Origin of the sequence: Cellulomonas sp. H30R-01 (assembly GCF_010119915.1) — a bacterium.
Taxonomy (GTDB): Bacteria; Actinomycetota; Actinomycetes; order Actinomycetales; family Cellulomonadaceae; genus Cellulomonas; species Cellulomonas algicola.
Window position 1 is genome coordinate 3715999 of the sequence record NZ_CP048210.1, and the last position, 19136, is coordinate 3735134.

General features: G+C 73.7%; 16 protein-coding genes. 8 read left to right on the forward strand and 8 right to left on the reverse strand.

What is annotated here, in order from left to right:
• Positions 1–195: 195 nt before the first annotated feature.
• The 3 genes from murJ to GXP71_RS16625 are packed head-to-tail and all read right to left on the reverse strand — an operon-like array spanning position 196 to position 4717.
• Entirely contained in the window at positions 196–1827 is a 1632-nt protein-coding gene (gene murJ, locus GXP71_RS16615; protein WP_162353550.1) for a murein biosynthesis integral membrane protein MurJ, read from the reverse strand.
• Positions 1824–4166 carry a DUF6049 family protein gene (locus tag GXP71_RS16620; protein ID WP_162353551.1) on the reverse strand — a complete coding sequence of 781 codons (2343 nt, stop codon included), beginning with the start codon at positions 4164–4166 and terminating at the stop codon, positions 1824–1826. Before GXP71_RS16620 ends, murJ begins: the two co-directional genes overlap by 4 nt.
• On the reverse strand, positions 4163–4717 hold the full coding sequence (locus GXP71_RS16625) for an NUDIX hydrolase (protein WP_124344210.1): 555 nt from the start codon (positions 4715–4717) through the stop codon (positions 4163–4165). The genes GXP71_RS16620 and GXP71_RS16625 overlap by 4 nt, the downstream gene beginning before the upstream one ends.
• A gap of 97 nt (positions 4718–4814) precedes the next feature.
• On the opposite strand from GXP71_RS16625, the gene GXP71_RS16630 reads away from it, so the two are divergent.
• A complete protein-coding gene (locus tag GXP71_RS16630) occupies positions 4815–6338 on the forward strand; it encodes a CCA tRNA nucleotidyltransferase (protein ID WP_162353552.1) in 1524 nt (507 codons plus the stop codon).
• An 87-nt stretch (positions 6339–6425) separates the two neighbouring features.
• Here the strand turns inward: GXP71_RS16630 and GXP71_RS16635 are convergent, their stop codons facing one another.
• Positions 6426–8087: a SpoIIE family protein phosphatase gene (locus GXP71_RS16635; protein ID WP_162353553.1), complete on the reverse strand. Its 1662-nt coding sequence runs from the start codon at positions 8085–8087 to the stop codon at positions 6426–6428.
• Positions 8084–9445, reverse strand: a complete 1362-nt coding sequence (locus GXP71_RS16640; RefSeq protein WP_162353554.1) for an MFS transporter — start codon at positions 9443–9445, stop codon at positions 8084–8086. Before GXP71_RS16640 ends, GXP71_RS16635 begins: the two co-directional genes overlap by 4 nt.
• 229 nt (positions 9446–9674) lie before the next feature.
• On the opposite strand from GXP71_RS16640, the gene GXP71_RS16645 reads away from it, so the two are divergent.
• Entirely contained in the window at positions 9675–10907 is a 1233-nt protein-coding gene (locus GXP71_RS16645) for an inorganic phosphate transporter (protein ID WP_162353555.1), read from the forward strand.
• 17 nt (positions 10908–10924) lie between these two features.
• Positions 10925–11164, forward strand: coding sequence for a hypothetical protein (locus tag GXP71_RS16650; RefSeq protein ID WP_162353556.1), 240 nt, complete (start codon positions 10925–10927; stop codon positions 11162–11164).
• A gap of 142 nt (positions 11165–11306) precedes the next feature.
• On the opposite strand, the gene GXP71_RS16655 is transcribed toward GXP71_RS16650, so the two are convergent.
• The 3 genes from GXP71_RS16655 to GXP71_RS16665 all read right to left on the reverse strand — a co-directional run bounded on the left by GXP71_RS16655 (position 11307) and on the right by GXP71_RS16665 (position 14348).
• Positions 11307–11816: a hypothetical protein gene (locus GXP71_RS16655; protein ID WP_162353557.1), complete on the reverse strand. Its 510-nt coding sequence runs from the start codon at positions 11814–11816 to the stop codon at positions 11307–11309.
• Positions 11817–12603: 787 nt separating this feature from the next.
• The gene (locus GXP71_RS16660; RefSeq protein WP_162353558.1) at positions 12604–13695 is read right to left on the reverse strand and encodes an inositol-3-phosphate synthase; all 1092 of its coding nucleotides are present in this window, start codon (positions 13693–13695) and stop codon (positions 12604–12606) included.
• Positions 13692–14348, reverse strand: a complete 657-nt coding sequence (locus tag GXP71_RS16665) for a PadR family transcriptional regulator (protein ID WP_162353559.1) — start codon at positions 14346–14348, stop codon at positions 13692–13694. The genes GXP71_RS16660 and GXP71_RS16665 overlap by 4 nt, the downstream gene beginning before the upstream one ends.
• A gap of 549 nt (positions 14349–14897) precedes the next feature.
• On the opposite strand from GXP71_RS16665, the gene GXP71_RS16670 reads away from it, so the two are divergent.
• The 5 genes from GXP71_RS16670 to rplI all read left to right on the forward strand — a co-directional run bounded on the left by GXP71_RS16670 (position 14898) and on the right by rplI (position 19135).
• Positions 14898–17252 carry a transglycosylase domain-containing protein gene (locus GXP71_RS16670; protein ID WP_238402468.1) on the forward strand — a complete coding sequence of 785 codons (2355 nt, stop codon included), beginning with the start codon at positions 14898–14900 and terminating at the stop codon, positions 17250–17252.
• 195 nt (positions 17253–17447) lie between these two features.
• Complete coding sequence (gene rpsF / locus GXP71_RS16675) at positions 17448–17741, forward strand: 30S ribosomal protein S6 (RefSeq protein ID WP_013772912.1); 294 nt, start codon at positions 17448–17450, stop codon at positions 17739–17741.
• A gap of 84 nt (positions 17742–17825) precedes the next feature.
• Positions 17826–18356: a single-stranded DNA-binding protein gene (locus GXP71_RS16680; RefSeq protein WP_162353561.1), complete on the forward strand. Its 531-nt coding sequence runs from the start codon at positions 17826–17828 to the stop codon at positions 18354–18356.
• A gap of 77 nt (positions 18357–18433) precedes the next feature.
• Positions 18434–18670 (forward strand): 30S ribosomal protein S18, encoded by a 237-nt coding sequence (rpsR, locus tag GXP71_RS16685; RefSeq protein ID WP_124343319.1) that lies wholly within the window; start codon positions 18434–18436, stop codon positions 18668–18670.
• Between the two features lie 15 nt (positions 18671–18685).
• Positions 18686–19135, forward strand: coding sequence for a 50S ribosomal protein L9 (rplI, locus tag GXP71_RS16690; RefSeq protein WP_124343318.1), 450 nt, complete (start codon positions 18686–18688; stop codon positions 19133–19135).
• Position 19136: the final 1 nt, after the last annotated feature.

Consider the following 19136-nt stretch of genomic DNA (forward strand, 5'->3'; position numbering starts at 1 on the left):
TGGTAGACGGCGGCCCTGGACAGCACGGCAGACGGGCATGGTATCCGGACGGACCAGGACAGGTGGGGACGGGTCGGGCGACGTGGGGCGGCCTGGGGACGGCGGTCGAGCGACGCGGGCTGTGGACGGCTCGCTCGCGCACCGACGGATCGCGGCCCGCGCGAACGGACCGTTCGGCGTCGACCCGCGGGTCCGTCAGCCCCGGCCGGGCCGGAGCCGCGCGAGGACGGGCCGCAGCAGCCCGTCGAGCTCCTCGACCCGCAGCAGGCGCAGCGCGCCGACGTACGCGACACCGCCCAGCCCACCGGCGACGACGCACACGACGACGGACCCGAGCAGGCCGTCGGGGAGCCCGAGGGACAGGACGCGCGTCGCGAGCCACGCGACGAGCGCCGCGGGGAGGACGGCGACGAGCGCACGCACGTGCACGCGCACGATCCGCCCGCCGTCGACGCGGCCGAGCCGGCGCCGCAGGTGCCAGATCGCCGCGACGGCGCCGACGGCATAGGACACGCTCATCGCGAGGCCCGCGGACGCGGTCCACCACGACGGCGGCGCGAGGACCATGCCGAGCAGCGTGCCGACGACCACGACCGCGGCCATCGCGACCTGGATGGGCACCATGCCGCGCGCGTCCTCGTACGCGTAGTAGACGCGCTGCGCCATCGACCACGCACCGAACGCGGGCAGGCCGACGACCATCGCCTGCACGACGCGCGTGGTGGCGTCGACGGCGTCAGCGGGCGCGTTGACCGCGATGATGTCGGTGACCGGCCGGGCGAGGACCAGCAGGAGCCCGGCGGCGGCGACCGTGAACAGCCCGACGACGCGGACGCCGTAGGAGAAGGTCGACCGCACGCCGTCGACGTCCTGGTCGTGCGCCTGCCCGGACAGCCGCGTGAACAGGGCGGTCGCGAGCGACACGGTCACGAGCGAGTGCGGCAGCATGAAGATGCTGAACGCGACGTCGTAGGCGTTGTTCGACGCGACGGTCGTGGCCTCGGCCTCGCTGGGGGCACGGGAGACGATGCGCGACACGACGAGGTTCCCGAGCAGGCCGATGCCGAGCCCGGCGAGCGTCCACGTCGCGACCTGGCCGGCACGGCCGAGGCCCGAGCCGCGCAGGCCCCAGCGGAACCGGTAGCGGACACCCGCGCGACGCAGCGAGGGCACGAGCACGACGGCCTGGGTGACGACGCCGAGCGTCGAGATGCCCGCGAGGAGCGCGACCTGACCGGTGGTCCACGACGACGCGGCCGAGACGCCGCTCGTCTCGGGGCTGCCGAACACGACGACGAACGCGACGAAGCCGCCGATCGCGACGAGGTTGTTGACGACGGGCGCCCACATGTAGGGGCCGAACGAGCCGCGCGCGTTGAGCACCTGCCCGAGCAGCGCGTACACGCCGTAGAAGAACAGCTGCGGGATGCACCAGTACGCGAACGTCGTCGCGAGCGCCATCTGGTCGGGTGCCGCGTCGGCGTAGAGGTGCACGAGGAGCGGGGCGGCGAACGTGAGGACGACGGTCGCGACGGCGAGGACGACGAACCCGAGGGTCAGCAGGCGGTCGACGTACTCCTGGCCGGCGTCACGCTTGTAGGCGCGCACGACCTGCGGCACGAGGACGGCGTTGAGGACGCCGCCGGCGAGCAGCATGAACAGGATGTTGGGCAGCTTGTTCGCGACGGAGAACGCGTCGGCGGCCTCGCCGGTGACGCCGATCGCGGCGATCAGCACCATCATCCGCAGCAGCCCGGTGGCCCGGGACACGGCGGTGCCCGACGCCATGAGCGCCGCGCCGCGTCCGATGCTGCCGGGGCCGGTCATGAGGGGTCCTCTCGTCGGGGTGGTGCGGGTGGCGTCCCGACGGGCGGGGCGTCCCGGCCGTCGCGGCCGTGCCCGCCGCCACCGTCGCCGCCGCCGTCGTCCGCGGCACCGCCGGTGTCCGCGACACCGCCGAGCACGCCGAGCGCGGTGGGCGCGTCCGACTCGGTCTCGAGGCGGGCGCCGCGCCGTGCGCTCTGGCCGCGGCGCACCGTGCGCACGATGCCGAGGACGAGGCCGACGAGCAGCAGCACACCGACGACGACCGTGCCGACGTCCTCGATGGTCGGCTGCACGCGGGCGCTGAACTCGACGGGTGCGGACACGGGGGCGCCGTCGACGGTCTCGAGGTGCGCGAGCACGCGGACCTCGCAGTTGGCGTGCGCGACGAACCGGACGACGACGCTGCGCTCGTCGCGCGCGTCGACCTCGACCGGCTCGACGGGCTGCGCCTCGAGGCACGGCTTGCCCGGGGCGACGACGAGCTGCACGGTCACGGGCACCGCGAGCGCGTTGCGGACGGTCATCCGGGCGTCGGTCGACGACCCGAAGATGTTCGCGGTCGGCGGCTGGACGATCGTCAGCCCGCTGGTGCGCGCGTCGAGGTCCGCGACCACGGCGGCGACGAGCGCGTCGCGTCCGGTGCGGTCGGCACGCCACGCGACGGACAGCGGGGCCAGCACCTCCTGGTCGACGCCGGTCAGCAGCGCCTCGGGCTCGGACGTGACCTCGGCGAACGCGAGGGTGCGCTCGCGGGCCGCGGCCAGGACCTGCACCTGCGCGGGCGGCATCTCCGCGGCGTCGGACGCCGAGTCGGACGCCGACGTGCGGGTCTGGGCCATGCCGTCGAGCAGCGACGACACGGGCCGCAGCCGGACCCAGGGTGCGTCCTCGAGGGCGCGCAGGAGCGTGGTCGTGTAGGCGACGTCGGGGATCCACTCGCGGTCGGGGGCGAGGAGCACGTCGGGCGGGTCGGACTCCTGCCGGGTCGCGACCGCGAGCTCGGCGAGGGTGCGCTGCACGGCCGTCGCGGGCGACGCGTCGGGCTCGACGCTGCGCGGGTCGGTGAGCAGGTGCGTGAGCACGGCGTCGGGCGCGAGCGCGGCGACCGTCGTGCCGGCCGTGCGGACCTGCGTGCGGGCCGCGGTGGCGTCCTCGTCGTCGTCGGGGTCGCGGGTGGGCAGGACGAACGCGGCGGCACCCGCGTTCGTGGCGAGGCCGATCGTCGCCTCGTCCGGGGTCCGGGTGCCGGTGCCCCACAGCACGACGGGGACGTCGCCGGTCCCGCTCTGCTCGGCCCAGCTGCGTGCGGCGGCTCCGGCCGCGGCGGCGAGGTCGGGGCGGCCGCCGTGCGCGACGGCGGCGACGTCGGGGTCGGACCAGGGCAGGGACAGCACGTCGCGCTCCGCGAGCACCTGCGTCACCTGGTGCGACCACTGCCGGGCGCGCGGTCCCGCGAGGGCCGACTGCGCGAGGAGCGCCGGGTCGACGACGGCGCTGACCGCGGGGGCCTCGCCGAGGAGGCGCGCGAGCTGGGCGAGGCGCTCGCCGGTCGCGGTCGCCTCCTCGAGCCGCGCGACGGACGACGGGTCGGGCGGGCTGACGGCAGCCGCAGGGCTGCTCGACGGGCTCGGGACGGCGTCGGCGTCGCCCGTGTCGGTCTCCGGGCCGGTGGCACCGTCGGTCGCGGCGCCGCCGGCCGGCTGGTCGGCCCCGGCGTCGGTGCCGGGAAGGGCGGGGGCGAGGGGCGGCCCGACGACGGGGACGGCGACGGAGACGTCGGTCGCGGGGACGTCGTCGGACGGGAGCCACAGCAGGAACGTGCGCTGCTGCCCGACGACGCGGCTGCCGGCGCGGGCGTCGACCGTGAGACCGCGCGGTCCCCACACGTCGGCGCCGTCGGCGAGCCGGATGTCCGCGGCCGGCACGGTGAGCTCGACCTGGACGCTCGCCCCGGGCTCGAGCGGGCCCTCGATCCCGGCGACGGCGTCGGTGCTGCGGGACGACAGCCCGCCGGACACCCACGCCTCGAGGTCGGCGCGGGTGTGCGGACGGACGCGGCTGATCCGCAGGACGGCGGACGGCGAGGCGACGGCCTCGGCGCCGTCGTTGCGGATGGTCGCGGTGACCGTCAGGTCCTCGCCCGGCCGCAGCACCTCGGGTGTCACGCGCGTGACCTGCACGGACACGGGCCAGGTGGCGGTCGGGCTGGGGGAGGGGGTGCTGGTCGCCCCTGCGGGCGGCACGACCGCGAGCGTCCCGAGGCACAGCACGGCGAGCGCGGCGACGAGCAGGACGACGGCCGCGCGGTGGACCTGGCCGCGGCGCAGGGCCGCGCTCATGCCTCGCCGACGAGCACGACGAGGGCCGCCTCGGCGAGACGCCGTTCGTTCGGGTACGCGAGCCGGTCGTGCAGGTCGGTCACGGCGACCCACGCCGCGTCCTCGGCCTCGCCGTCCGGGTCGCCCTCGACCGTGAGGGTGCCGCCGACGGCGCCGAGCAGGAAGTGGTGGACGACCTTGTGCACGCGGCGGTCGTCGCCCGAGAACCAGTAGTCGATGACGCCGAGCCGCCGCAGCACCTGCCCGGTGATGCCCGTCTCCTCGGCGATCTCGCGGACCGCGGCCTGCTCGGGTGTCTCGGTGCCTTCGAGGTGGCCCTTGGGCAGGCACCACTCGAGCCGGCCGGCGCGGTTGCGGCGCGCGATGACCGCGGCCTGGTAGACGCCGTCGCGCTGCTGGACGACGATCCCGCCCGCGGACGTCTCGTCGACGACGGGCAGGGGGGTCGGGGCCGGCCGCACCACGGCGTGCCGGGGGTCGATCCGCAGCGCGTGCCCACCGGGCGGCGCGGGCACACCCCCGGGCACGGAGGGCTGCGCCGGGCTCGACATGCGGCCACTGTAACGACTCGCCGGGAGCGTCCGGTTCCGCGGCGGCCGCCCGGCTGCGTGCCGCACGACCACGACCGCGTCTGGCAGGCTTGGACGAGTGCCCTCCCTGGACCCGACCGGCGCCGCGACCGGCGTGAGCACCACCGACCCCTCCGCCGCCCTCGCGGCGCTGCGCCGCCGTGCGCTCGGCGTGCTCGCCGGGCTGTCGGGCGACGCGATCGAGCTCGGTGAGCTGTTCCGGGCGGCAGGCCACGAGCTCGCGCTGGTCGGCGGCCCGGTCCGGGACGCGTTCCTCGGCCGGCTGAGCGCGGACCTCGACTTCACGACGTCGGCGACGCCGGACGAGACCGAGGCGATCCTCGCGCGGTGGGGTGACGCGCACTGGGACATCGGCCGCGAGTTCGGCACGATCGGCGCGCGCCGCATGCCGGGCGGCCGCCGGGGCAGCACCCGCGACGTGGTCGTCGAGGTCACGACGTACCGCACCGACGCGTACGACCCGTCGTCGCGCAAGCCCGAGGTCGTCTTCGGCGACTCGCTCGAGGGCGACCTGTCGCGCCGCGACTTCACCGTCAACGCGATGGCGGTGCGCCTGCCGGACCTCACGTTCGTCGACCCGTTCGACGGTCTCGCGGACCTCGCGCGCGGAGTGCTGCGCACCCCGGTCGACCCGCGGCAGTCGTTCGACGACGACCCGCTGCGGATGCTCCGCGCCGCGCGGTTCGCGGCCCAGCTCGGGTTCGCGGTCGACCCGGCTGCGCTCGCGGCCGTCACCGACATGGCCGAGCGGCTCACGATCGTGTCGGCCGAGCGGGTCCGCGACGAGCTGTCGAAGCTGCTGCTGTCCGCGCAGCCGCGCGCGGGTCTCGAGGTGCTGGTCGAGACGGGGCTCGCGGACCACGTGCTGCCCGAGCTGTCCGCGCTGCGCCTGGAGATCGACGAGCACCACCGGCACAAGGACGTCTACGAGCACTCCCTCACGGTGCTCGACAAGGCGATCGCGCTCGAGACCGGCCCCGACGGCGCCGTCCCGGGGCCGGACCTGGTGCTGCGGCTCGCGGCGCTCCTGCACGACATCGGCAAGCCGCGCACGCGCCGCTTCGAGCAGGGCGGCGGGGTGAGCTTCCACCACCACGAGGTGGTGGGCGCGAAGATGGTCGCGAAGCGCCTCAAGGAGCTGCGGTTCGACAAGGCGACCGTGCAGGCCGTCGCGCGTCTCACCGAGCTGCACCTGCGCTTCCACGGGTACGGCGAGGGCGGGTGGACCGACTCCGCGGTCCGCCGGTACGTGACCGACGCCGGCCCGCTGCTCGAGCGCCTGCACCGGCTGACCCGGTCCGACTGCACGACGCGCAACCAGCGCAAGGCGGCTCGCTTGTCCGCGGCCTACGACGACCTGGAGCAGCGCATCGCGACGCTGCGCGAGCAGGAGGAGCTCGCGTCGATCCGCCCGGACCTGGACGGCACGCAGATCATGGAGATCCTCGGCATCGGCCCGGGCCGTGACGTCGGCGCCGCGTACAAGCACCTGCTGGAGCTGCGCATGGACCGGGGTCCGCTCGGCGAGGACACGGCACGCGCGGAGCTGCTCGCGTGGTGGGGGGCCCGCACGGCGGGCTGACGCCGACCGCGGCCTGCTGCTCGGTGCGCGGACCGTGCGCCCGTGGCGGCGGCGGACGGCCTCACCGGACCGCGCTGCGGCGTCGCGTCAGGCGCGGCGCACGACGAGGAGGCACACGTCGTCCTCCTGCTGCGCCCCGACGAGCGCGCCGACGAGCGCATCGCGGACCCCGGCCGCGTCGGTGCCGTCGGGGACGGCGGCGAGGGCCGACTCGAGCGCGGCGAGCCCGTCGGCCAGCGCCCGGTCGCGCCGCTCGACGAGGCCGTCGGTGTAGAGGACGAGCGTCGCGCCCTCCGGCACCTCGACGCTCGCGTCGGGCACCGACGGCAGGCCGGGCAGCCCGACGGGCGTGCGCAGCGAGCCGTCGAGCCGCTGCACCCGGCCGCCCGGCAGCCGGAGCATCGGCGGCGGGTGCCCGGCGCGCGCGTAGTCGAGCCGCACGTCGCCCGCGCCGTCGGTCGTCCAGCGCGCGTACACGCACGTCGCGATGTCCGCGAGGTCGAGCCCGCGCACGACGCCGTCGATCCGGTCGAGCACCGCACCCGGTGCGGAGCCCTCCCACGCGTACGACCGCAGCAGCGACCGCAGCTGACCCATCGCCGCGGCGGCGCGCAGGTCGTGCCCGACGACGTCGCCGACCGCGAGGCCGACGGTCCCGCCCGCGAGGGGCAGCACGTCGAACCAGTCGCCGCCGACCTCCGCGAGACGGCTCGACGGCAGGTACGACGCGGCGACGTCGAGCCCGGGCACGCGCGGGATCTCCGGCAGGAGGCTGTGCTGGAGCGTGAGGGCCGCGCTGCGCTGCGCGAGGAAGAGCCGCACGTTCTCGAGCGCGAGACCCGCGCGCCGGCCGAGGTGCGCGGCGGTGAGGACGGTGTCGGGCGTGAAGCCGTCGGTCTTCTCGTGCACCAGGCACAGCACGCCGAGGACGCGCTCGCGGGCGCGCAGCGGCACGACCATCGCGCTGCCGAGCCCGAGGCGCTGCAGGAGCGCGAGCTGGGCGGCGGTCGTCCGGGCGGGGAGCGAGCCGACGTCGACGGGGAACGGCTCCGCCACGTAGCCGGGCGGGCTCGCGAGGGCCTCCAGGGTGCGCGGCGAGCGCTGGAGCCAGCTCACGTCCTGCGCGCCCAGGCTGTCGGCGAGCGCGACGTCCGCCGCGCTGCCCGCGACGACGTGCACGTGCTCGAACCGGCCACGCTCGTCGGTGACCGCGACGAAGCCCCAGGTCGCGAGCGGCGGGATCGCCACGTCGGCCAGCGCGTCGACCGCGTCGTTGTAGTCGAGGTGCAGCGCGAGCTCGTCGCTCACGCGGGCGAGCAGGTCGAGGCGAGCCGCGGACCGGTCGTCGCCGAGTCCCCCCTGCTCGGCCTCGACGCGTGCCGTGACGTCGGTCTGCACGGCGACGCGCCGCACCACGGCACCCGTGCTGTCGTGGACCGGCATGATGACGAGCTGGTTCCAGAACGGGGTGCCGTCGCGCCGGTAGTTGAGGAGCAGCGCCCCGGCCGTCCGGCCCTCGTCGATCGCGGTGCGGAGCTCGCCGAGCGCGGCCGGGTCGGTGCCCGTGCCCTGCAGGAACCGGCAGTTGCGCCCCAGCACCTCGGACGCGGGGTGCCCGGTCAGCTGCTCGAACGCGGGGTTGACCCAGATCAGCGGGTCGTCGGGCTGCGTCGGGTCGCTGATGCACGCCGCGACCTCGCCGTCGATGAGCGCGAGGCGCAGGGCCTCCTCGGGGGTCAGGTCGATCATGAGCCCGTCACCTCCCGGGACGTCGGAGCGGCGGACGGGCGGCCGGGACCCGGTGCGGGGTCGTCCGTCCGGCCGGTGCGGCCGACGACGCGCGTCGTCGCGGCGCCGTAGAGCAGAGCGCCCGCAACGTACCCGACGGCGAGGACGACGAACAGACCGCGCGACCAGCCGGTGTCCGGCAGCGTCACCGCGCCGAGCGCGGCGGCACCCACGAAGGCGGCGTTGTAGAGGACGTCGTAGAGCGCGAACGCCCGTCCGCGGAACGCGTCGTCGGTGTCCCGCTGGACGATCGTGTCGACCGCGATCTTCGCGCCCTGCGCGGCGAGCCCCAGCGCGGCCGCGCCCACGAGCACGGCAGGGCGCGCGACGGTCACCGCGAGCAGGCCCTGGCTCAGCGCCGCGAGCCCGAGGCACAGCACGATCCAGGTGTGCGGGCCGGTGCGCGGCGACAGCACGGGCGTGAGGACGACGGCGAGCGCGAAGCCGACGGCGGAGGCACCCAGCACGGTGGCGAACGTCGTGAGGCCGGCGCCCGCGTCGGCGGGGTCCGACAGCAGGTTCCGCGAGATGAGGATGCTCGCGATGAAGGTGACGCCGTACAGGAACCGGTGCGTCGCCATGATGCCCAGCGCGTAGGCGGGCGTCCGACGTTCGACGAGGTGCCGCGCACCCGCGACGAGCCCGCGCGCGAGCGTGCCGAGCGCGTGGCGCAGCTCCGTGGCGTCGGCCCGCTCGACCGGACCGAGCTGGTCGCGGCCCAGCCGCGTCGCGAGCGCGGCGGCGGTGCCCATGACGGCGGCGGCCAGGGCGAGCGCGGCGGCGTCCTTCACGCGGCCCGCGGGGAGCACCAGCCCGAGCACCAGACCGACGCCCCCGCCGACGCCCGCGGCCGCCGCGCCCAGCGTGGGCGTCAACGAGTTCGCGGTGAGCAGCAGAGGGCCGTCGACGACCCGCGGGAGCGACGCGGACAGCGCGGACAGCAGGAAGCGGTTGATCGACAGGTTCACCAGCGCCAGGACGTACACCGCCGGGGAGACGCCGTCGGTCGCCATGAGCACCGCGATCGTCACCGTGAGGACGACGCGCACCAGGTTGCCGTAGAGCAGCACCTGCCGGCGGCGCCACCGGTCGAGCAGCACGCCCGCCCACGGGCCGACGATCGTGAACGGCAGCAGGAGCACGGCGAAGGCCGCCGCGACGCCCGTCGCCGTGCTCGCGTTCTCGGGGGAGAAGAAGAACAGCGTCGCCAGACCGACCTGGAACATGCCGTCGGCGGTCTGGCTGACGAGGCGCACGGCGAACAGCCTGCGGAAGCCCTCGAGCGGCCACAGCGCCCGGAGGTCGGCGATCACCTGCACGCCGCCATCCTCGCACCCGCGCCGGACAACGGGCCCTGGGCGGCGTCGCGCGTGCGTCCCCTCCGGTCGCCCGGGGCACCGCGCGCCCCCGTCGAGGGCGTGCGCCGAGGTGACATCCACCACAGCCGCCACCGAAACGCATGAACTTCAGGCCGCCGAAGATGAACGCTCGGTGAACTGGGACCATTTCCGCCCCGAGCACCCCTCGCGACCCTGCACGCTCTACACCGTGGACGGGACCCTCATCCTCGCGCTCGTCGTCGCGGCAGCCCTCGCGTTCGACTTCACCAACGGCTTCCACGACACCGGCAACGCGATGGCCGCGTCCATCGCCACCGGGGCGCTCAAGCCCCGCGTCGCCGTGCTCCTGTCGGCCGCGCTCAACATGGTCGGCGCGTTCCTCTCGCTCGCGGTCGCCGCGACCATCGCCAAGGGCATCGTCGACCAGGGCGTCGTGACGCTCCCCCTGGTCGTCGGCGCGCTCGCGGGCGCCATCGTGTGGAACGTCGTCACCTGGTACCTCGGGCTGCCGTCGTCGTCGTCGCACGCGCTCGTCGGCGCGCTCGTCGGCGCCACGCTCGCTGCCGTCGGCACGGGCGGCGTCGTGTGGTCGGGCCTCGTCCAGAAGGTCGTCGTCCCCGCGCTCCTCGCCCCCGTCATCGCGGGCACCGTCGCCGCCCTGTCGACCGCGCTCGTCTACCGCATCACCCGCCGCGTCCCCGTCGACGCGCGTGACAAGCAGCTCCGCTGGGGTCAGATGGCGTCGGCGTCGATGGTGTCGCTCGCGCACGGCACCAACGACGCGCAGAAGAGCATGGGCATCATCCTGCTCGCGCTCGTCGCCGGGGGAGCGGTGCCCGCCGGGTCCGACGTGCCGATGTGGGTCGTCGTGTCGTGCGCCCTCGCGATGGCCGCCGGCACCGCGCTCGGCGGGTGGCGCGTCATCCGCACGCTCGGCAAGGGCCTCACCGACATCCAGGTGCCGCAGGGCATGGCGTCCGACACGTCGTCCGCGTCCGTCATCCTCGTGTCCAGCGCCTTCGGTTTCCCGCTGTCGACCACGCAGGTCGCGACCGGCTCGATCCTCGGCTCCGGCGTCGGGCGCCGCGAGAAGGTCCGCTGGGCCGTCGCCGGGCGCATGGGCGTCGCCTGGCTCGTCACGCTGCCCGCCGCGGCCGCGTTCGGCGCGCTCGCCGTCGGCCTCGAGCACGTCGTCGACGGCGACGCCGGCATCCCCGTCGTCCTCGGCGTCGTCGCGGCCGTCTGCGCGGTCATCTGGTGGCTGTCGCGCCGCGCGGCCGTCGACGCGCACAACGTCACCGCCGACTGGGACGGTGCCGCGACCTCCGGTGCGCCGGTGCCCGCGGGTGCCGGTGCCGGGTCCGGGTCCGCCGCTCCTGCGTCCGCCAGGTCCGCGAGCGACGACGTCGTCCCGCCCGCCCCGACGCCCGTCGTCGTCTGAGCGCCCAGGAGCACCCCGTGATCGTCACCGTCCTCACCGTCCTCGGCCTCAGCCTCGTCTTCGGCGTCGGCATCCCGGCCCTCGTCTCCGTCGCGGCCCGCGTCGCCGCTCCCGCAGTCACCGGTCCCGACGGCGCGGCCGTCCCCGTCGGCGGCAACCGCACCGCACGCCTCGGCGTCGCCGTCGCGGTGCTCGTCCTCGTCGCCGCCGTCGTCGCGTTCGCCGTCTGGCTCGTCGCCACAGGCGGCACGAAGTAGCTCCCGGGCGGATGCGTCGCGTCCACGTCGACCGCGTTGCTCGCGGTCGAGCGCCTGGACGGGGTCGGCTTCGCGTGGAAGGTGCGTCGCGCCAGACGCGACAGACGTTCCACACGAGGGTGCAGCGTGGCCGTCGCGCGGGTCATGGCGCCACTGTGCAGTCGCGTCCGCAGCGGCGGGGGTGCCCCTGCCAGCCGCGCGCCGTGAGCGCGGCCGCGACCTGAGCCGCCGTCCGGCACGGCTGCGCGACGACGTGTCGCCACCGGTACCGGAGCGTCAGCTCCGAGCGTTCGACGGCGACGGCGTTGTCGCGCCACACGTCGTCGTCGGTGCGACCGTGCGGATGCGCGAGCTGCCCGTCGAGCTCGACGCGCACCCCGAGCGCGACGTGCACGCGGTCCGCCCGGATCCACCGGCCACCCACCCGATCCCGCCGCTGCGCCGTCGCGGACGGCAGGCCGTGCGCCCGCTCGACGTCCCGCAGGTATCGGTGCTCGAGCGGCGACTCGACGCCCTGGTCGAGCAGCCCATCCGTCCCGAGCATCCCGACGAGCAGCGCACGGTGCCGCAACGCACGACGCTCCTCCGCGTGCAGCAGCACGACGCCCGGGCGCACGCCGGCGCGGACGACCTCGCAGACCAGACCCACCACGTCGTCGGCGGTCGCGAGGCCCTCGACGAGGTCGAGAACAGTGACCTCGTGACGACGGCCCGCAGCCGGCCCGACGCGAACGGCATGGAGCGCCGCCGGTGCACGACCAGCCCCGGCTGCGACGCCACCCGGCGGCCGGCCGGGATGCTCACGTGGAGCGTCCGGCCGGGCTCCGGCAGGATCTTGTGCACGAAGGCGGCCGACCGGTGGGACAGCGCCGCACCGGGGCCCGCGTACACGAGGGCGGCGCGAGCCTGCTGCCGCCACGTCAGGGGTCCGGGGTGGACGACGAGGACCCCGGGGAACGCGCGGGTCCACTCGCCGGAGGCGACCCGGCGGCTCATCACCGAGCGGCTCACGCCCCAGCGGGCCAGGTCCGCGGCCGTCGCGACGAGGTCGTCGCGTGCGAGAGTCGCGTGCGAGGCCGCGTCGACCTCGCCGGGGAGCCGGACCGGCGTTGCCAGTCGCGCCGACGGCGGCGCCGGGTGTGACGGCCGACCGGCTCGTGCCGGGGTACGCGAGGCGCGGATGACCATGCCGTCAGCATGCCGACGCTCCCGCGACGGCGTGGGCACCCTGTGGACGACGCTCGGCGCTCACCGGCGCGCGCGGCGTCCGCCCACGCCACGCGCCCGTGGCGTGGAAGGTGCGTTGCGTCTGGCGCGACACACCTTCCACACCAGACGGATCGCGCTCGTATCTGCTGTCGCGCTGGCCTTGCGCTCCGCTACGGCCGAGAGGGCCGGTGCTGACGCACCGACCCTCTCGACCTACGCTGCGACTCAGGTCAGCGCTCGACCTCACCGCGGATGAAGGACTCGAGCTGGGCGCGGCCCTGCGTGTCCTCCATCTGCACCGGCGGCGACTTCATGAAGTACGTCGACGCGGACAGGATCGGGCCACCGACGCCGCGGTCCTTGGCGATCTTTGCGGCGCGCAGGGCGTCGATGATGATGCCGGCCGAGTTCGGGGAGTCCCAGACCTCGAGCTTGTACTCGAGGTTCAGGGGCACCTCGCCGAACGCACGACCCTCGAGGCGGACGTACGCCCACTTGCGGTCGTCGAGCCACGCGACGTAGTCCGACGGGCCGATGTGGACGTTGCGGTCCTCCTTCTTGCCACCGAGCGGGCCGGTGAGGTTGGAGGTGACGGCCTGCGTCTTCGAGACCTTCTTGGACTCCAGGCGCTCGCGCTCGAGCATGTTCTTGAAGTCCATGTTGCCGCCGACGTTCAGCTGGTAGGTGCGGTCCAGCACGACGCCGCGGTCCTCGAACAGCTTCGCGAGGACGCGGTGCGTGATGGTCGCGCCGACCTGCGACTTGATGTCGTCGCCGACGATCGGGACGCCGGCGGCCTCGAACTTCGCGGCCCACTCGGGGTCGGACGCGATGAAGACGGGGAGGGCGTTGACGAACGCGACGTTCGCGTCGATCGCGGCCTGCGCGTAGAACTTCGCGGCGGCCTCCGACCCGACGGGCAGGTAGCAGATGAGGACGTCGACGCGGGCCTCGCGCAGGGCGGCGACGATGTCGACCGGCTCCGCGTCGGACTCCTCGATGGTCTGCGAGTAGTACTTGCCCAGGCCGTCGAGCGTGTGACCGCGCTGGACGGTCACACCGAGCGGCGGGACGTCGGCGATCTTGATGGTGTTGTTCTCGGAGGCGACGATCGCCTCGGACAGGTCGAAGCCGACCTTCTTCGCGTCGACGTCGAAGGCCGCGACGAACTCGATGTCACGCACGTGGTAGTCACCGAACTGCACGTGCATGAGACCCGGCACGGTGCCGTTCGGGTCGGCGTCGGCGTAGTAGTGCACGCCCTGGACCAGCGACGCGGCGCAGTTGCCGACGCCGACGATGGCGACGCGGATGGAGGTCATCCTCGCTCCTTCTCGGTGGTGTTCGCCGTGTCGACGGAGTCGGACGGCACAGCGGTGGTGTCGGCTCCGGCCGGGCGGCCGGTGCCTGCGGTACGCGCGCGACGGTGGCCGCGCTCGTTGTCGATGAGCCCGTCGAGCCAGCGGACCTCTCGCTCGACCTGTTCGAGGCCGTGCCGCTGGAGCTCGAGCGTGTACTCGTCCATGCGCTCGCGGGTGCGGGCGAAGGACTGTCGGACCGTCTCGAGCCGTTCGGTCAGGCGGGTGCGCCTGCCCTCGAGGATCCGGAGCCTGGTCTCGGCGTCGGTCTGCGCGAAGAACGCGAACCGGACGTCGAAGTTCTCGTCCTCCCAGGCGGACGGCCCGGACGACGCGAGCACCTGCTGGAGGTGCTCCTTGCCGTCGGCCGTGAGCTGGTAGACGATCCGCGCGCGCTTGCTGCCGACGCCGTGGGCGGCGCCGGGGGCGGACTCGGTGCCGACGATCCAGCCGCGGTCGACGAGCGACTTGAGGCAGGGGTACAGCGAGCCGTAGGACAGCGCGCGGAACGACCCGAGCACGAGGTTGAGCCGCTTGCGCAGCTCGTACCCGTGCATGGGGGACTCGTGGAGGAGCCCGAGGATGGCGGGCTCGAGCACGTCGGAACGACCACGCACGGCGCTACCTCCCCAGGGCTTGGTACGGTCCGGGGCGCGTGAGGCGCACCGGACGAGCAGGACGACGTCCGGACCGCTTCGTCGAGGCGGGTGTCCGTCGATGTATCAACTCGATACATCCGGAGAGTATGTCGACGCGATGCCTCCGGACAAGTCGTGCGCGCCACGGCGCCGCTCGAGGCGCGTCGGGACGCCTTCGGTGGCGCGTCAGGACGCGGCGTCACCTGCGGCGTCGTGACCCAGGCCACACAGGAAGAGCCCGACGCGGGGGAGCGCGGGGCACCCCGTGCCGATCGTGTGAAGGGTCCGCCGGGAGGGCCCTCCCATCCCTGGGCGGACACAGCGCGTGCCCCCATACTGGGCTCCGCGGTAGACGTGCGTCCGGATCCGGCCGACCCCCTGGCCTTCCGGGACGACGTCCCGCGGACCAGTCGTCGTCAGGAAGGCACCGCCTTGGCAGGCACGAACCGGCGCGCCGCGCCCGCACGGTCGCGGCGCGGTACGCGCACCCGTCCGGCGTCCAGCGCCGCCGCCTCGACCACGGGCGCCGTGGGCGTCGAACCCCGCAAGCGGAAGTTCTTCGACTACCCGCGCTCGGGCTACACGGGCCTGCACCGCTGGCTCCCGTCGTGGCGCTTCGTGCTCGGGTCGTTCGTGACCCTCGTGTTCCTCATGCTCGGCGGCGCGGTCGCGGCGTACAGCAGCGTGACGATCCCGGACCCCAACGCCGACAACACGGCCCAGACGACGACCGTCTACTTCGCCCCCGAGAGCGCCGACCAGCCGCACGGCGAGGTCATGGGCACGTTCGCGGTCCAGAAGCGCACGATCGTCGAGCTCGCGACCCTCCCCGAGTACGTCGGCAAGGCGGTCATCGCCGCGGAGGACAAGACGTTCGAGACGAACTCCGGCGTCGACCCCGTCGGCATGGCGCGCGCGTTCGTCAACAACGTCCGCGGCGGCAAGACGCAGGGTGGCTCGACGCTGACGCAGCAGTACGTCGAGCGGTACTACTTCTCGACGACGACCGACTACGTCGGCAAGGCGCGCGAGGCGCTGCTCGCGATCAAGCTCGCGCGGACCGAGGACAAGAGCAAGATCCTCGAGCGCTACCTCAACACCATCTACTTCGGCCGTGACTCGTACGGCATCGAGGCCGCCGCCCAGTCGTACTTCGGCAAGGGCGCGAAGGACCTCAGCGTGTCCGAGGCCGCGGTGCTCGCGGGCATCATCCCGTCGCCCAACAACTGGGACCCGGCGGTCAGCCCCGAGAAGGCGGAGGCCCGCTGGAACTACGTGCTCGACAACATGGTCGACATCGGCGCGCTGCCGGCGGCCGAGCGCGCGGCGCTCGTCTTCCCGTCCGACACGCTGATCCCCGAGCAGCCGTCGCAGTCGAAGATGGGCCCGAACGGCCTGCTCCTGCAGATGGTCAAGAAGGAGCTCGGCGGTGCGCCGCTCAAAATGTCCGAGGACGACATCAACCGCGCCGGCATGAGCGTCGTGACGACGATCCGCAAGCCGCTGCAGGACATGGCGGTCGCGACGGCCGACGGCTTCCGGGCGGGCACGCTCGAGGGGCAGGACGGCGCGGTGCCGGCCGAGCGGACCAAGTACTCGATCACGTCGGTCGACCCGCAGACGGGCGGGATCGTCGCGCTCTACGGCGGCCCGAACAACGAGCTCGACCAGCGCAACCACGCCACCTACGAGAACGTGCAGGGCGCCTCGACGTTCAAGCCGTTCACGCTCGTCGCGGCGCTCGAGAACGGCATCTCGCTGAACACGACCTACAACGGCCGCTCGGGGCAGAAGTTCCCGGAGTGGGAAGGTGGCACGAAGCCGGTCGGCAACTTCGACAACGAGAACTTCGGCAACATCGACCTGGTCACGGCCACGGCGAAGTCTGTCAACACCGTCTTCGCGCAGCTGAACATCCAGGTCGGGCCGGACAAGACCGCGGACGTGGCGACGCGTGCGGGCGTCCCGGGCGTCAACCCGCAGAACCTCTCGAACGTGCTCGGCACGGACGCGATCCACCCCGTCGACCTGGCCGGCGCGTACGCGACGTTCGCGAACCAGGGCGTGAAGTTCCCCGTCCACGTGGTCGCGACGGTCACGAACCCGGACGGGACCACCGCGTACCAGGCGCCCAGCGAGGGTGAGCGCGTCTTCCAGGCCGACGTCATGGCGGACGCGACGTACGCGATGGAGCAGGTCGTGCAGCAGGGCTCCGGCCGCACGTGGATCAAGCCACTGGGACGCCCGATCGCCGGGAAGACCGGCACCACGAACGACAACAAGGCGGCGTGGTTCGTCGGCTTCACCCCCGACCTCGCGACGGCCGTGGCGATCTCGCAGAAGGCCGAGGACCAGTCCGACGAGTCCATCACGGGCTTCGGCGGCGTCAAGCACGTGACCGGAAGCACGTGGCCCGCCTTCGTGTGGCAGTCCTACATGAAGCAGGCGTTCACGCTCCCGCCGTACTCCGAGGTCAAGCAGTTCCCGCCGCGCGCCAACGTCGGCAAGAAGCCGACCGCGACGCCGACGGTGGAGGCCACGCCGACGGAGGCGCCGACGGAGGCGCCGGCGGAGCCGCAGGTCGTCGACGTGCCGAACGTCGAGGGCAAGCTCGAGGCGGACGCGACGGCGACCATCGACGCGCTGGGTCTCGTCGTGGTCGTCCAGAAGGAGTCGTCCGACACCGTCACGACCGGCCGCGTGATCCGCGCCGACCCCCGCGGTGGTCAGGTGCCCGTCGGCAGCACGGTGACGATCGTCGTCTCGACCGGACCGAAGCCGCAGGCGACGCAGCCACCGCCGACCCAGCAGCCCACGCCCCAGCCGACGCAGCCCGCCAACGCGGGCGGCAACAACGGCGGGGGTGGAGGCAACGGCGGCTGACGCCGCTCCCGCACGTCCGGGCCTGCCGGCCCGTCGTCGACCCGCGATTTCGGCGGTCGGCGGCGGGCCGGTAGGCTTGGCCCTTGCTGTGCCTGTGCCCGGCGGCCGCAGATCGGCCCGTCGAGCACGCGCAGCGACGCACAGAACCCTCCTGTCACGGAACGACCGTGACCGCTGAGACCAGAGGAGGTGGGTATGAGCCTGCGTCAGTACGAGATCATGATCATCCTCGACCCCGAGATCGAGGAGCGCACCGTCGCCCCGTCGCTCGACAAGTACCTGTCGGTCGTCAAGACCGACGGTGGCACCGTCGACAAGGTGGACATCTGGGGCCGTCGTCGCCTCGCGTACGACATCAAGAAGAAGTCCGAGGGCATCTACGCCGTCGTCGACTTCACCGCGGAGCCCGCGACCGCCAAGGAGCTCGACCGCCAGCTCGGCCTCAACGAGGTCGTCCTGCGGACCAAGGTGCTGCGCGCCGACGCGTGAGTGTCGGTCGCCGCGCGTACCGTGCGGAACCGACGTGCGGTCCCCAGGGCCGTTTCCGACTGATCGAACGAGCGAGGAGCTGGCATGGCTGGTGAGACCACCATCACGGTGATCGGGAACCTCACGGGGGATCCCGAGCTCCGCTTCACCCCGTCGGGTGCGGCGGTGGCGAACTTCACCGTCGCGTCGACGCCGCGCACGTTCGACCGCCAGAGCAACGAGTGGAAGGACGGCGACACGCTGTTCCTCCGCTGCTCGATCTGGCGGGAGGCGGCCGAGTCGGTCGCCGAGTCGCTCACCAAGGGCACCCGCGTCATCGTCACCGGCCGGCTCGTGCAGCGCTCCTACGAGACCCGTGAGGGCGAGAAGCGCACCGTGTACGAGCTGCAGGTCGACGAGGTCGGCCCCTCGCTCCGCTACGCCACGGCCAAGGTCACCCGGACCCAGCGTTCGGGTGGCGGCGGCTTCAGCGGTGGCGGCGGCGGTGGCGGCGGCTACTCCGGTGGCGGCGGTGGCTACGGCGGCGGTGGCGGCGGCGGCCAGCAGGACGACCCGTGGGCGACGCCCGCGGGTGGTTCCGGTGGCGGCGGCTACTCCGACGAGCCCCCGTTCTGACCGGCGGGTCCCCAACCCCCAGACATCCCATCCCCGGGTCCGGCAAAGCCCGGGGCTCCGAACGAAGGAGCACCACGATGGCCAAGGCCGTTGTTCGCAAGCCCAAGAAGAAGCAGAACCCCCTCAAGGCCGCCAAGATCGAGACGGTCGACTACAAGGACACCGCCCTGCTGCGGAAGTTCATCTCCGACCGCGGGAAGATCCGCGCGCGTCGCGTGACGGGCGTGTCCGTGCAGGAGCAGCGCGCGATCGCGCGTGCCGTCAAGAACGCCCGCGAGATGGCCCTGCTGCCGTACTCGTCGTCGGCCCGCTGAGAAAGGAGACCTGACATGGCGAAGATCATCCTGACCCACGAGGTCACCGGTCTCGGTGCCCCCGGCGACGTCGTCGAGGTGAAGGACGGGTACGCCCGCAACTACCTCATCCCGCGCAACCTGGCCACGCCGTGGACCAAGGGTGCCGAGAAGGACGTCACCGCGATCCGCAAGGCCCGCAAGGCCCGTGAGATCGCGACGCTCGACGACGCGAAGGCCGTCCGCGACTCGCTCGAGTCGAAGGCCGTCGTCATCACCGCCAAGGCGGGCGACTCGGGTCGCCTGTTCGGTGCCGTCACGACCGCCGAGATCGCGGACGCGGTCAAGGCGTCGGGCGCCCCGGCGATCGACAAGCGCAAGGTCGAGATCGGCCAGCCGATCAAGGCGACCGGTGAGTACAAGGTGTCCGTCCGCCTGCACGCGGACGTCGCCGCCAAGGTGACCGTCAAGGTCGTCGCCGGCTGAC

Bases quoted from the DNA above. Each gene is read 5' to 3' on its own strand.
- GXP71_RS16680 (WP_162353561.1), top strand. From the start codon at position 17,826: ATGGCTGGTGAGACCACCATCACGGTGATCGGGAACCTCACGGGGGAT.
- GXP71_RS16635 (WP_162353553.1), bottom strand. From the start codon at position 8,087: ATGATCGACCTGACCCCCGAGGAGGCCCTGCGCCTCGCGCTCATCGAC.
- murJ (WP_162353550.1), bottom strand. From the start codon at position 1,827: ATGACCGGCCCCGGCAGCATCGGACGCGGCGCGGCGCTCATGGCGTCG.
- rpsR (WP_124343319.1), top strand. From the start codon at position 18,434: ATGGCCAAGGCCGTTGTTCGCAAGCCCAAGAAGAAGCAGAACCCCCTC.
- GXP71_RS16625 (WP_124344210.1), bottom strand. From the start codon at position 4,717: ATGTCGAGCCCGGCGCAGCCCTCCGTGCCCGGGGGTGTGCCCGCGCCG.
- GXP71_RS16620 (WP_162353551.1), bottom strand. From the start codon at position 4,166: ATGAGCGCGGCCCTGCGCCGCGGCCAGGTCCACCGCGCGGCCGTCGTC.
- GXP71_RS16660 (WP_162353558.1), bottom strand. From the start codon at position 13,695: ATGACCTCCATCCGCGTCGCCATCGTCGGCGTCGGCAACTGCGCCGCG.
- rpsF (WP_013772912.1), top strand. From the start codon at position 17,448: ATGAGCCTGCGTCAGTACGAGATCATGATCATCCTCGACCCCGAGATC.
- rplI (WP_124343318.1), top strand. From the start codon at position 18,686: ATGGCGAAGATCATCCTGACCCACGAGGTCACCGGTCTCGGTGCCCCC.